The sequence below is a fragment of the Paracoccus sp. P2 genome, from assembly GCF_046335115.1.
GTDB lineage: Bacteria > Pseudomonadota > Alphaproteobacteria > Rhodobacterales > Rhodobacteraceae > Paracoccus > Paracoccus pantotrophus.
The window spans coordinates 23,113-35,948 of record NZ_JBGOSN010000022.1; the positions used below are offsets into that span (position 1 = coordinate 23,113).

Sequence of the window (12,836 nt, forward strand, 5' to 3'; positions counted from 1 at the left end):
GGGTCAGATCCCCGCCATGCAGATGTATTTGACCTCGAGGTACTCCTCGATGCCGTAATGCGAGCCTTCGCGACCGATGCCTGATTCCTTGATGCCGCCAAAGGGAACGGCTTCGTTGGCCATCAGTCCGATATTGACACCGACCATACCGGTTTCCAATTCCTCCGCCACGCGCCAGATGCGGCCGATGTCCCGGCTGTAGAAATAGGCGGCAAGGCCGAACTCGGTATCATTGGCCTCGGCGATGATCTGCGCCTCATCCTTGAAGCGGAAGATCGGCGCCATCGGGCCAAACGTTTCCTCCCGCGCAACCTTCATGCCCTTGTGCGCGTCGCCGATGACCGTCGGCTCGAAGAACGTGCCGCCAAGGGCATGACGCTTACCGCCGGCCAGCACCTTGCCGCCCTTCGCCACGGCATCGGCGATGTGATCTTCAGTCTTTTCGACGCCGCCCATGTCATGGACCGGTCCGAAGGTCACACCGGGATCGGCGCCGTTGCCGACCTTCAGCTCGGCCACCTTCGCCACCAGTTTCTCTACGAAATCGTCATAGACCCCGTCCTGCACATAGAAGCGGTTGGTCCCGACGCAGGCCTGCCCGGCATTGCGGAACTTGGACCCGATGGCACCCGCGACGGCGGCATCCACATCGGCATCGTCGAAGACGATGAAGGGCGCATTCCCGCCCAGTTCCAGCGCCAGCTTCTTGATCGTGCCCGAGGACTGCGCCATCAACTGCCGCCCGACCTGGGTCGAGCCGGTGAACGACAGCTTGCGGATGATCGGGCTTTCGGTGAACTCGGCCCCGATCTCGCGCGAGCCGCCGGTGATCACGCTGAACACGCCCTTCGGGATGCCGGCGCGCTGCGCGAGTTCCGCAAGGGCCAGCGCCGAGAACGGCGTCGTGCTGGCAGGGCGGACGATCATGGTGCAGCCGGCGGCAAGCGCCGCAGCGACCTTGCGGGTGACGATGGTGTTCGGAAAGTTCCAGGGCGTGATCGCGGCACAGACACCGATGGGCTGCTTGATCGTCACGATCCGGCGGTCCTGCGCTGGTGTGGGGATCGTCTCGCCATAGCTGCGGCGCGCTTCTTCGGCGAACCATTCGATGAAAGCCGCGCCGCTGATGACCTCGGCCCGCGCTTCGGCCAGGGGTTTGCCCTGTTCGGCCGTCATGATCTGCGCCAGATCGTCGGCATTCTCGACGATGAGGTCGAACCAGGCGCGCAAATAGCGCGCCCGGTCCTTCGCAAGGCTCTTGCGCCAGGTCGCAAAGGCTGCCGACGCGGCCTCGATCGCGCGACGGGCCTCTGGCCTGCCAAACTTGGGGACCGTGCCGATCACGGCGCCGGTCGCAGGGTTGCGGACATCCAGAACGAGGCGCGCATCCGCCTCGGCCCAAGTGCCGTCAACGAAGCAGGCTTGCCGGAAAAGCTGCGGATCCTTCAGAGTCAGTTCGCCCATGGCTGAACTCACTTGTCCGTTTCGAAGGTCGGCATCTCGAATCCCTTGGTCGCCAGACCCGGAATCGGACCGGGCTTCCAAGTCTCGCTCCAGTCCTTGGGATAGGGATACCAGGCCGAGCGGTACTGCGGCGTGCTGATCTCGGTTGCCACGCTGATCACCGTGGGCTTGCCGCTGGCGAGTGCCGCCTCGAAGGCAGGCTTGAAATCGGCGGCTCTCTCGATGCGGATGCCGACGCAGCCCATGCCTTCGGCCATCTTCACGAAGTCCGGCCCCCAGAGGTCGTTCTCGCCCTTGATGCGATAGTCGCACAGCGCCTCGCGGCCATAGATCTTGACCATCGCCTCGCGCTCGATCTGGAGCGTTCGGTTGTCGAAGACGACCGCGATCACCGGCAGCTTCTGCTCGACCGCGGTACACATCGCGGTGTTGCGCATGATGAAGGCACCGTCGCCCATCAGCGCAAGCGCGGGCTTGCCGTTGCCGGCGAGGCTGGCGCCGATTGCGGCAGGCGCGGCCCAGCCCATGCGGTGCATGTAGCCTGAATGATAGACATGCCGCGACGAGGCGCGCACGAAGGCGGGGCCGAAGCTGAGCATGTGGCCGGTGTCGAAGAACACCGCCATATCGGGGCATTTCTCGGCGATGACCGCGCTCGCGTCCTCACACACGCGGGCGTAGTGCAAAGGCGCGATGTCGGATTTGCGCAGGGGCTCCACCGCCTTGTCGAAGGCCACCCGCTCGGCGGCCAGTTCATCGAGCCACACCTTCTGGCCGCTGACGCCGGCTGCCTTGGCCGCAGCGGTCAGCGCTTCAAGTGCGAGGCGGGCATCCGAGGTCAGCGCAACCTCGGTCTGGTAGGCGCGGCCGAGTTCGGAGGTGTCGATGTCGACATGCACCAGCTTGGTTTTGTCCGGAATGTCGAACAGCGTCCAGCCGCCGGTGTCGATGTCCGAGAAGTGGGTGCCCACCGCGATCACCAGATCCGAGGTCCGGCACGCGTGGTTGCCGTGAAGCGTGCCGGCGCGGCCGATGCAGCCCAGCGAAAGCGGATGCGACTCCGGCATCGCGGCCTTGCCGGTGGGGGTAGTCGCCACGGGAACGCCCGCGGTTTCCGCGAAAGCCTGAAGCGCGTCGAAGGCAAAGCTGTTGTGTATGCCACTGCCGCAGACAACCATTGGCCGCTTGGCGGCTTTCAGAAGGGCAATCGCCTCGTCCACGCCTTTCGGATCGGGCGCCGGCGGGCGGAAGCGCATGTAGGGGCGCGGGTCGGGCAGGTCGTCCTCGATCAGCGCGTGCTGGATGTCGAACGGAATGGCAAGGACCACAGGGCCGGGGCGGCCGGAATGGGCGGTCTGGTATGCTTTGAGGAACATGTCCACGGCGAGGTCGGGACGGGTGACCATGTAGGCCTTTTTGCTGATCGGCTTCATCACGCCGACCCAGTCCTCGGGTCCGTAGCGGTAGAATTCCTCGATCCCGCCCCGGTCGAACCAGTGGGTTGCGCCGACGCCTGCGATGACCAGCATCGCGACCGATTCATAGAAGGACGTCGCCAGCGGCGGGACGATGTTCATGTTGCCCGGGCCGACAGAGGTGGTGACGATGGGCAGCGGACCCTTGCGGTTGTGGCGCCAGTAGCCATCGGCCAGTTCGACCGCCTGATCCTCCATCCGGGCGCCGATGCTCTGGATCCTGGTGTCCATCAGCGCGTCGAGGAATCCCCAGTTGCCGTGCCCGTTGACGCCGAAGACATATTCCGTCCCCATCTGCTCCAAAAGCCGGGCAATCGCCGCGGATACGGTGATCATCTTCTTTTCCATCGGATTGTCTCCTCCATCGAACCGCCACAGGCCGGAAGCCGGCGTCTGGCCGCGAGTCCCTCGTTTGACATATCAAGTCCTATAATGTGACACTTGTTGTCAACACGTTTCTGGGAACCGGCGGGTCTTCCGAAGGATCGGCGAGGCGATTTCTCGATGTGCGAACAGGATTTGAAGGTGGCGTTGGCTTCAACTTCTGGCAGGAAGCTGCGCTTTTTTGCCGCAGGATAGGCCGCCTTACGGTAAGATTGACGAAAAAGTCCTATTAAATGAGATTAGTGTGATGTAAAGATCGCGCAAGTTCGGCCTTGGGTCGAGTCGAGAGCGTCCGGCGCCTGATGTGGAGGAAGATATGGATTTCAGTTTCACCGATGAGCAGCGGCTGTTTACCGACAGTGTCCGGCGCTTTGCCGAAGACAAGCTGAAGGATGGGGCACTGAAGCGGGCGCATGAGGCGGAATATCCCTGGGACATCGCCCGGATGCTGTCCGAACAGGGGCTTCTGGGCATCACCCTGAAGCCCGAGGACGGCGGCCTGGGAGGCACCCTGATGGACGCAGTGATCGCTATTGAGCAGGTGGCGCTGGTCTGCCCCAAAAGCGCCGACATCGTGCAGGCGGGCAATTTCGGGCCGATCCGCACCTTTGCCGAATATGCCACGCCCGAGCAGAAGGAAAAATGGCTGCCCAAGCTGCTGGCGGGCGAAATGCTGATCTCTCTGGGGATGAGCGAGCCGGACGCCGGTTCCGCAGCAACCGAACTGCGCACCACTGCGCGCGAGGACGGCGACCACTATGTCCTGAACGGACAGAAAGTGTTCGGCACCCACAGCCGCGATGCGGGCATCTATCTGGTCTATGTCCGGTTCGGTCCCGGCCTGGACGGGATCGGGTCGATCATCGTGGAACGCGACACCCCCGGCTTCGTCGTGGGCGAGCCCGGCAGTTTCATGTCTGGCGAGGAATGGTGTCCGCTGTATTTCCAGGACGCGCGCGTACCCAGGGAAAACCTGCTTCTAGGGCCGGGCGGGTTCAAGCGTCAGATCGCCGCCTTCAACGCCGAACGCATCGGCAATACCGCCCGGTCGCTGGCCGTGGGCCGACACGCCTTCAATCTGGCGCGCGAGTACGCCCTCGAACGCAAGCAGTTCGGCCGGCCGTTGTGCGAATTCCAGGGCCTGCAATGGAAGTTCGCCGACATGGCGCTGAAGCTTGAGGCGGCGCAGCTGCTGCTCTACAAGGCCGCCGTCGGCGCCGACGAGGGCTTGCCGTCAGCCGCGGATACGACCTTGGCCAAGCTGGCCTGCAACCTTGCCGGGTTCGAGGTGGCGTCGGAAGCGGTGCAGATCATGGGCGGGATGGGCTACAGCCGCGAGACGCTGGCCGAATACTGCATGTTGCGCACCAAGGGCTGGATGATCGCCGGCGGCACGGTGGAAATGATGAAGAACCGCATGGCCGAGATCATTTTCGAGCGCCGCTTCAGCCAGCGCGCACCCAAGGCCGAGGGCAAGTAGACCATGACCCGCGACCTGTACCGGCTAATCTTCGCCCCCGAAAGCATCGTCATCGTCGGCGCTTCGGCCGATCCGAGCAAGACCTCGTCCCGGCCGCTGCGCTATCTGGTGGAAGGCGGCTACAAAGGGCGAATCTACCCGATCAATCCGCGCGCCGAGGAAATCGCCGGGGTCAAGTGCTGGGCCTCGCTGGCCGATCTGCCCGAGGCGCCGGACCTTGCCTTCATCCTGTTGTCGGCCGATGCAGCGATCGACGCCGTGGCCGAATGCGGCCGGGCTGGCGTCGGGGCGGCGATGATCCTGGCCAGCGGCTTCGGGGAATCCGGCGCCGACGGGCACGCCCGCGAACAGCGGCTGGCCGAGGTGGCGCGGGCCTCGGGGGTGCGGATCCTGGGTCCAAGCTGCCTTGGTCTTGCCAATCTGCACCAAGGCATGATCCTGACCGGCAACGCCGCCTTCGCCGAAAAGGGTCTGGTCACCGGAGGGGTGTTCTGCGCCTCGCAAAGCGGCAGCATGATCGGGGCCCTGCTGTCGCGCGGACGGTCCAAGGGCGTGAACTTCGCCGGGCTGATCTCGGTCGGGGGCGAACTGGACCTGTCGCTTGGCGCCTTGTGCGAGGCGACGCTGGATGATCCCGCCATCACCAGCTATATGCTGTTTCTGGAAACCATTCGCGACGCCCCGGCGATCCGGCGCTTCGCGGTAGGGGCGGCCGAGCGCGGCAAGCCAGTGGTGGCGCTGAAGCTGGGGCGGTCATCGGCCGCGGCGGAACTGACAACCTCGCATACCGGGGGCTTGGCGGGCGAGGACGATGTGGCCGACGCCTTCCTGGCCGATTGCGGCATCGTCCGGGTGGAAACGCTGGAGGCGCTTCTGGAGGCGGGGGCCCTGGCGCGCAGGGTGCCTGCAAAAGTGCGGCCGGTGCCGACCGTAGGCGTTGTCACCACCACCGGCGGCGGGGCCGCGCTGGTCGTCGATCAACTGGGCATGCGCGGCGTCAATGTCGAGGGACCGAACGAGGCCACGCTGGAGGCGATCCGCGCAACGGGCGTCGATGTGGGCGCGGGCCGGATTGCTGACCTGACGCTGGCCGGAACCCGCTATGACACGATGAAAGCGGGGCTTGAGGCCATGCTCGCCTCGCCGCAATATGATCTGGTGGTGACGGTTGTCGGATCCTCGGCCCGGTTCCAGCCCGAGGTCGCGGTGAAGCCAATCGTCGATATCGGCAGCGGTGATGGCAGGCTGGCCACCTTCATCGTGCCCGAGGCCCCCGAGGCGCTGGCTATGCTGGCCGCCGCCGGCATCCCGGCCTTCCGCACACCCGAGGCCTGCGCCGATTCGGTGGCGGCGGTGCTGCGGCGGCGCGCTCCGCGCGCGCTGGACCTGCCGGCGAAGATTTCCGGCCCGATCACCATCCTGGACGAGATCGAGGGCTATGATCTGCTGAAAGGGCTTGGCATCGCCAACGCTCCGGCCCGCGCCATCCCGCTGGGGGATGAGGCTGATCCGGCGCTTCTGCCTGCGGCGGTCAAGATCGTGGGCCGTGACATGGCCCACAAGACCGATGTCGGCGGCGTGGTTCTGGGCGTGAAGACCGCCGAAGACTTCCACGATGCAGTGTCCCGCATCCGCGACAGCCTGGCGGCCAAGGCCCCTGATTTTCCGCTGACCCGTGTAGTTCAGCAGCGCATGGCACTGGGCGCTGTGGGCGAAGTTCTTCTGGGCTATCGCGTCGATCCGCAGGTCGGGCCGATGGTGCTGGTCGCCGCGGGCGGCGTGATGACCGAGATCCTGCAGGATCGCGCGATCCGCATGGCACCGGTCGATCTGGAAACCGCCCACCGGATGCTGGGGGAGTTGCGCAGCTTGCCCTTGCTTACCGGCTTCCGCGGCAAGGCGGCGGGCGATCTGGACGCGGTGGCAAGCGCCATCGTCGCCCTGTCGCAACTGGTGCTGAACCCGCAGGTGGACGAGTTGGAGATCAATCCGCTGATGGTGATGCCGGAGGGACAAGGCGCGCTGGCCGTCGATGTGGTGGCCCGCCTTCACAACATCTGATCGGGGGAGAACATGACGGAAACCAGCCTCAATCAACGAGTCAGCCTTGCGCGCCAGGGTGCGGTCGGCATCATCCGCATCGACAACCCACCGATCAATGCCGGCTCTCACGAGGTGCGCCAAGGGCTTCTGGCCGCAATCCGGGCCGTAGACGAGGATCCGGCGCTGACGGGCGGCGTCCTGATCGGGGCCGGCAGGATATTCATGGCCGGGTCGGACCTGCGCGAATTCGGCGCACCCTTGCAGGAACCGCAACTGCCGGCCTTGATCACGGCGTTGGAGCAAAGCCCGAAACCCTATGTCGCGGCAATTGCCGGCGCCGCCCTTGGCGGCGGGTATGAACTTACTCTCGGGTGTGATGCCCGGGTCGCCAGTGCCGAAGCCGAGATTGGCCTGCCTGAATGCACTTTGGGTGTCATGCCTGGCGCTGGCGGTACGCAGCGCCTGCCTCGTCTCATCGGGCGCGAAAAGGCGGTGGAGCTGATCTGTGCTGGCGCCCGCGTCCGCGCGCCCGAAGCGGCCCGCCTGGGCATGATCGACGCTGTCGCTAAGGGCGACCTGCTTGAAGCCGCCGTGGCCGTACTGGACGGCTTGAACGGGCAAAAGCGCCGCGTGATCGACCGGCCAGTGGCCACTGACGATCCCGAAGCCTATGCCAAGGCGCGAGCCGGGGCGGTAAAGAAGGGCCGCAGCCGTCCACACGTGATCGCCGCAGTCGACGCGGTCGAGTATTGCGGCCGGGTTCCCGCTGCCGAGGGCCTGGCCAGGGAACGCGAGCGGTTTCAGGAGTTGCGCCTCGGCCGCGAGGCATTTGCGCTGCGCCATCTTTTCTTTGCCGAACGCGGAGTCTTCAGAATTCCGGCGCTGGAAGGAGTGCCCCCCCGGCCCTCGGACCTGCTGATGGTCGTCGGCGGCGGCACGATGGGCGCCGGCATCGCTGCGACCATGCTTCTGGCGGGACGCCGGGTAATCCTGCTCGAAGCGACCTCTGAGGCCGCCCAGGCGGCAGAGGGCCGCGTCAACGCCATCCTGCGCCGTCAGGCTGAACGGCGCAAGCTGCCCCCTGCAGAACTGGACGCCATTGCCGCGCGGTTCGAGGCCACCACGGCGCGCGACCGGGTGGCCGAGGTGGATGTCGTGATCGAAGCCGCGTTCGAGGACATGGACGTCAAGCGCGACATTTTCGGCGATCTTGGCTGCCGGGCGCGGCCTGATGCGGTGCTGTTCACCAACACGTCCTATCTGTCGGTAGGGGCCATTGCCCAGGCGTCCGGTCGCCCGCAGGACGTGGCGGGACTGCATTTCTTCAGCCCTGCCGAACTGATGCGCCTGGTCGAGGTGGTGCGCCATGACGCCGTGGCGCCCGATGTCCTGGCCACGGGGTTTGCCCTGGCCAAGGCGGCCGGCAAGCTGCCGGTGCTGGCGGGAGACGCCTTCGGTTTCATCGGCAATCGCATCTATGCAGCTTATCGCCGCCAGGTCGAGTTCATGCTGGAAGAAGGCGCCCTGCCGGAACAGATCGACCGCGCGCTGGAGCGGTTCGGTTTCGCCATGGGGCCGTTTGCCGTCGCCGACATGTCGGGGCTGGATATCGCCTGGCGGATGCGCCAGGCCACCGCGGCCAGCCGCGACCCGCAGGTGCGATATGTCCGGATCCCCGACCTTCTGTGCGAGGCGGGACGGCTGGGACGCAAGACCGGCGCGGGCTATTACAGCTATCCCGAGGGCACGAAGCCTCAGGTCGATCCCGTCGTCACCGACCTGATCCTGTCCGCCTCGGCAGATGCCGGGCGCAACCGGCGGGCCTTTGCGGATGACGAGATCGTCCGGCGTGCGGTGGCCGCGATGGCCAGCGAAGCGGCCTTCGTGATCGCCGAAGGCGTGGCCGCCAGCCCGTCGGACATCGACCTGGTGCTGACGAACGGCTATGGCTTTCCGCGCCACGAAGGGGGACCGGTGTTCTGGGCGCGGCAACAGCCGCGCGACGAGCTTGTGGCCGCGTTCCGGGAACTGGCCGAGACCGGCGGGCCGGGGTTCCGGCTGGGACCGGTTGAGGCGCTTCTGACCTGATCTGAAAGGATAGACCTATGGACGCCCTGATCTGCGACGCCGTACGCACCCCGATTGGCCGTTATGGCGGCGCCTTGTCGTCGGTGCGGGCCGACGACCTTGCCGCACTGCCGATTGCCGCGCTGATGGCCCGGCATCCGGGAGTGGACTGGGCGCGCTTGGACGAGGTCATCCTTGGCTCGGCCAACCAGGCGGGCGAGGACAACCGCAACGTTGCGCGCATGGCGGCGCTGCTGGCCGGGCTGCCGGTCAGCGTGCCGGGAACCACGGTGAACCGGCTCTGCGCCTCGGGGATGGATGCGGTTGGGGCGGCCGCGCGGGGGATCAAGGCCGGCGACTATGATGCGGTGATCGCAGGCGGCGTGGAAAGCATGTCGCGCGCGCCCTTCGTCATGCCCAAGGCCGCCAGCGCCTTTGCCCGCGAGGCGGCGGTCTATGACACGACGATCGGCTGGCGGTTCGTCAATCCGAAGATGAAGGCGGCCTTCGGCGTCGATTCCATGCCGCAGACCGCCGACAACGTGGCGGCAGATTTTGGCATCTCGCGCGAGGATCAGGATGCCTTTGCCCTGCGGTCCCAGCAACGTTGGGCACGGGCGCAGGCCGAGGGCGTCTTTGCCGAGGAAATCGTGCCGGTCACGATTCCGCAGCGCAAGGGCGATCCGGTCGTGGTCGCCGTGGACGAGCACCCTCGCCCCGAGACGACGTTGGAAAGCCTTGCCAGACTAAAAGGCGTCAACGGAGCGGATCGGACGGTGACGGCAGGCAATGCCTCGGGCGTCAACGACGGGGCGGCGGCCCTGCTGCTGGCGTCGGACGTCGCGGCGCGCGACTTGGGGCTGACACCGATGGCGCGGATCGTCGGCATGGCGGCCGCCGGCGTCGAGCCGCGGGTGATGGGGATCGGCCCGGTTCCGGCGACCCGGAAGGTTCTGGCGCGGACGGGATTGACGATCGCGGACATGGACGTGATCGAACTGAACGAGGCCTTTGCCAGTCAGGCCCTCGCCACGCTGCGGGCCTTGGGCCTGCCAGACGATGCGTCGCATGTGAACCCGACCGGCGGTGCGATCGCGATGGGCCATCCTCTCGGCATGTCGGGCGCGCGGCTGGTGCTGGCAGCGGCCTATCAGTTGCGCCGGACGGGAGGCCGTCATGCGCTTTGCACCATGTGCGTGGGTGTGGGCCAGGGTGCAGCTATCGTCCTGGAGCGCGTCTGATCCCGTCCGGGATCAGACCTTTTGCCGTCCGGCCAGGACCAAGATCAAGGCGGCGGCAATCGCCATCGCCCCCGAGAACCAGAACACCGACGCCGTCCCGATCCGGTCGGCCATCATCCCAAGCAACGGGTTACCGAGGCCCAGCGTCAGGTAGATCGAGGCCGAGACCAGCGCCAGCGCGGTGCCGCGCGCCGCTGGATCGACCCGCTGCACGGCTTCGCGTGTCAAGGCCGGATAGACAACTGCATAGCCCAGACCCGACAGTGCCGCGCCGAAAAGACCCATCGCCACGCTGCCGGGTTGCGCCATCGCGATCATCCCGCCGGCAAGAACGAACAGCGACACACAGGCTGCCTTCGCTCCCCCAATCCGGTCGGGCAGGCCGCCCGCCACGAGGCGAGAGGCGACCAAGGCGATCGAGAACGCCGTCAGTGCGGCCCAGTTCGGGTTCCAGTCCCGCTCGATGAACAGAACCACGCTGAAGGCGATCATCGCGCCATAGCTGAACCCTCCAAGCGCCATGCAGCCCGTCTCTGTCCGCAGCCGCCAGATCGACCCGCGCAGGGAAGGCTGTGCGCGAACCGGTATCGCCGGAGAGCGAAGCCGCCGGCTGCCGATGAGCATCCCAAGCGCGATCAGCGCGGTGACCAGGCCGATCCCGCCAAATCCCATTATTTGATAAAGATAGCCACCTAAGGGCGCGCCAAGTGCCAGGGCCGTGAACATCGCTGTGCCGACCCAGCCGATCACCTGCGCTGCCCGCGCCGTCCCGGCCAAGGCCAGGGCCCAGGTCTGAGTGCCAGACATGACATAGCTTTCCCCGCCTCCAAGGGCGATGCGCCCACACAATAGAACCCCCGCCGCCGTGATCGGATGGCCGCGCAGCATCCAGGCCAGTCCGCACAACGCACCGCCCAGCAATGTCCAGAGCAGACCGACCATCAAGGCACGCGCAGAGCCTTTGCGGTCGCAATAGCGTCCAGCCTTGATTCGCAAGGCGATTGCTGCGACGAACTGCGCACCCGAGGTGACGCCAACGGCCGTTGCCCCTAGGTGAAGATCGTTCTTGATAAATAGCGGAATGGTCGCAAGCCCGATCCCTGTCACAGTGAACATGATCGCAATGATACTGAACTGGGGAGCGAGTTGCCGAAGCAATCCCCGATCGGAGCGAAGGAGTTCAGTCATGTGTCATTCCAAACTTTGCGGATGAGAGACCCGAGGACTGTCGGTATTCCCGAGTCCCTGTCTGAGAAGTGATTGACAATAAATCCCACAGTATGCAACTATTTTAAGTAATGAAAGGGTGGAGCGATGGGTTGGAGCACGGCAGGATGACAAATTGCGGCGCGACCAGACAAACCGCCGGCTTTGTCGCGACGCTTGATGCGCAAAGCCTTCCTCAAGCGGTGCATCACGAGGTTCTGCGTGCCTTCGTGAACGGAGTGGGTTGCCTTGTAGGAGGCGCGGGACACGAAATGACGGCGCGAGCCGCAACGGTTCTTCTGCCACACGCGGGGCAACCCACGGCTTTTTTGCTGGGGCAGGGGGTGCGCACCGATCTGCTAACGGCGTCCCTCATCAACGGGCTGGCCGGGGCGGCCTATTCGTTCGACGACACCTATGGCGAGGCCATGCTGCATCCAAGCGGACCTGTCCTTGCCGCGATACTGGCGCTTGCCGAGGCGCGCACGGCGACGGGCATCGCCTTCCTTGCGGCCTATGCCGGCGCGTTGGAGATCAGTTGCCGTCTGACACGGGCGCTCACGGTCGCGCCCGCACAGCCCGAAATGGCGTGGTCGCAGACCGGGGTAGTGGCCGGGATCGGGGCGGCTCTTGGCTGTGGGCGGCTGCTGGGGCTGGACGCCGCCGGGTTGGAAACCGCGATCGGCATCGCGGCTTCCGAGGCGGCGGGAACCCGCGCCGCGCATGGAAGCATGGCGGCCTCCTTAATTTTCGGTCGCGCCGCGCAGTCCGGCCTGCGGGCGGCGTTGCTTGCCGAAGGCGGCTTTACCGCCTCGCCGGGCATGCTGGAGCACGCCTCGGGCTTTGCCCATGTCTTTGCCGCAGCGGCGCATCTGCCCGCACTGACCGAAGGGCTGGGCATGCGGTTCGAGCTGTTGGGCAATACCTACAAGCCCTATCCCTGCGGGGTTGTCATTCATCCGGCGATCGACGCCGTGCTGTACCTGCGCAATACGCATGCCATCGACGAAGCCGACATCACGCGGATCGTGCTGCAAGTTAGCCCGCGCGCCATGAAGCTGGCCTTCCGCCCCGAGCCGTCCACGGATATCGAGGCCAAGGTTAGCTTGCATCACTGGGTGGCCGTGGCTGCCGCGCGAGGCAGGGCGGGGATCGCCGAAGGTCGGCCCGAGGTGGTGGCGGATCCGGTCATCGCCGCGCTGCGCCGGAAGGTCGAGGCAAGCGGAGCCGACGATCTGGAACCGACGCAGGCGCGCCTAATGTTGGAACTGCGCGACGGCCGGCAGCTGGAGCACATGGTCCAGGCTTGTGCGGGCAGCGCCGCACGGCCGATGACGGATGAAGAACTGTCCGAAAAATGCCGCCAGCAGGCGGAGATGGTGATCGGTGCGCGCCGCGCCACGGCATTGACCGATCTGTGTTGGAAACTGGCGAGTCTGGCCGATGCGGCCGACGTGGCGCGCGCAGCGTCCTGAC

Annotated in this window: 8 protein-coding genes; 5 read left to right on the top strand and 3 right to left on the bottom strand. The window is 65.9% G+C overall.

Features of this window, described 5'->3' with window-relative positions; genetic code table 11:
* Positions 1-3: 3 nt before the first annotated feature.
* The gene (locus tag ACDP63_RS14705; protein ID WP_409928164.1) at positions 4-1,464 is read right to left on the bottom strand and encodes an NAD-dependent succinate-semialdehyde dehydrogenase; all 1,461 of its coding nucleotides are present in this window, start codon (positions 1,462-1,464) and stop codon (positions 4-6) included.
* Between the two features lie 8 nt (positions 1,465-1,472).
* Positions 1,473-3,287 carry a thiamine pyrophosphate-binding protein gene (locus tag ACDP63_RS14710; RefSeq protein ID WP_409928165.1) on the bottom strand — a complete coding sequence of 605 codons (1,815 nt, stop codon included), beginning with the start codon at positions 3,285-3,287 and terminating at the stop codon, positions 1,473-1,475.
* A gap of 352 nt (positions 3,288-3,639) precedes the next feature.
* Here ACDP63_RS14710 and ACDP63_RS14715 point away from each other — a divergent pair, with 352 nt between their 5' ends.
* Genes ACDP63_RS14715 through pcaF form a run of 4 tightly spaced genes read left to right on the top strand, consistent with a single transcriptional unit; the run spans position 3,640 to position 10,154 of the window.
* On the top strand, positions 3,640-4,803 hold the full coding sequence (locus tag ACDP63_RS14715) for an acyl-CoA dehydrogenase family protein (protein ID WP_409928166.1): 1,164 nt from the start codon (positions 3,640-3,642) through the stop codon (positions 4,801-4,803).
* Between the two features lie 3 nt (positions 4,804-4,806).
* The gene (locus tag ACDP63_RS14720; protein WP_409928167.1) at positions 4,807-6,864 is read left to right on the top strand and encodes an acetate--CoA ligase family protein; all 2,058 of its coding nucleotides are present in this window, start codon (positions 4,807-4,809) and stop codon (positions 6,862-6,864) included.
* A gap of 12 nt (positions 6,865-6,876) precedes the next feature.
* Positions 6,877-8,934 carry a 3-hydroxyacyl-CoA dehydrogenase NAD-binding domain-containing protein gene (locus tag ACDP63_RS14725; protein WP_409928168.1) on the top strand — a complete coding sequence of 686 codons (2,058 nt, stop codon included), beginning with the start codon at positions 6,877-6,879 and terminating at the stop codon, positions 8,932-8,934.
* A 17-nt stretch (positions 8,935-8,951) separates the two neighbouring features.
* Positions 8,952-10,154 (top strand): 3-oxoadipyl-CoA thiolase, encoded by a 1,203-nt coding sequence (gene pcaF / locus ACDP63_RS14730; RefSeq protein ID WP_409928169.1) that lies wholly within the window; start codon positions 8,952-8,954, stop codon positions 10,152-10,154.
* A 12-nt stretch (positions 10,155-10,166) separates the two neighbouring features.
* On the opposite strand, the gene ACDP63_RS14735 is transcribed toward pcaF, so the two are convergent.
* Positions 10,167-11,342 (bottom strand): MFS transporter, encoded by a 1,176-nt coding sequence (locus tag ACDP63_RS14735; protein WP_409928170.1) that lies wholly within the window; start codon positions 11,340-11,342, stop codon positions 10,167-10,169.
* Between the two features lie 131 nt (positions 11,343-11,473).
* Between ACDP63_RS14735 and ACDP63_RS14740 the strand changes: the two genes are divergently transcribed.
* On the top strand, positions 11,474-12,835 hold the full coding sequence (locus ACDP63_RS14740) for an MmgE/PrpD family protein (RefSeq protein ID WP_409928171.1): 1,362 nt from the start codon (positions 11,474-11,476) through the stop codon (positions 12,833-12,835).
* The last annotated feature ends 1 nt before the right edge of the window (position 12,836 follow it).

What these genes read in the sequence shown, in the direction of transcription:
- ACDP63_RS14715 (WP_409928166.1), top strand. Translation starts at nt 3,640, where the DNA reads ATGGATTTCAGTTTCACCGATGAGCAGCGGCTGTTTACCGACAGTGTC.
- ACDP63_RS14710 (WP_409928165.1), bottom strand. Translation starts at nt 3,287, where the DNA reads ATGGAAAAGAAGATGATCACCGTATCCGCGGCGATTGCCCGGCTTTTG.
- ACDP63_RS14705 (WP_409928164.1), bottom strand. Translation starts at nt 1,464, where the DNA reads ATGGGCGAACTGACTCTGAAGGATCCGCAGCTTTTCCGGCAAGCCTGC.
- ACDP63_RS14720 (WP_409928167.1), top strand. Translation starts at nt 4,807, where the DNA reads ATGACCCGCGACCTGTACCGGCTAATCTTCGCCCCCGAAAGCATCGTC.
- ACDP63_RS14735 (WP_409928170.1), bottom strand. Translation starts at nt 11,342, where the DNA reads ATGACTGAACTCCTTCGCTCCGATCGGGGATTGCTTCGGCAACTCGCT.
- pcaF (WP_409928169.1), top strand. Translation starts at nt 8,952, where the DNA reads ATGGACGCCCTGATCTGCGACGCCGTACGCACCCCGATTGGCCGTTAT.
- ACDP63_RS14725 (WP_409928168.1), top strand. Translation starts at nt 6,877, where the DNA reads ATGACGGAAACCAGCCTCAATCAACGAGTCAGCCTTGCGCGCCAGGGT.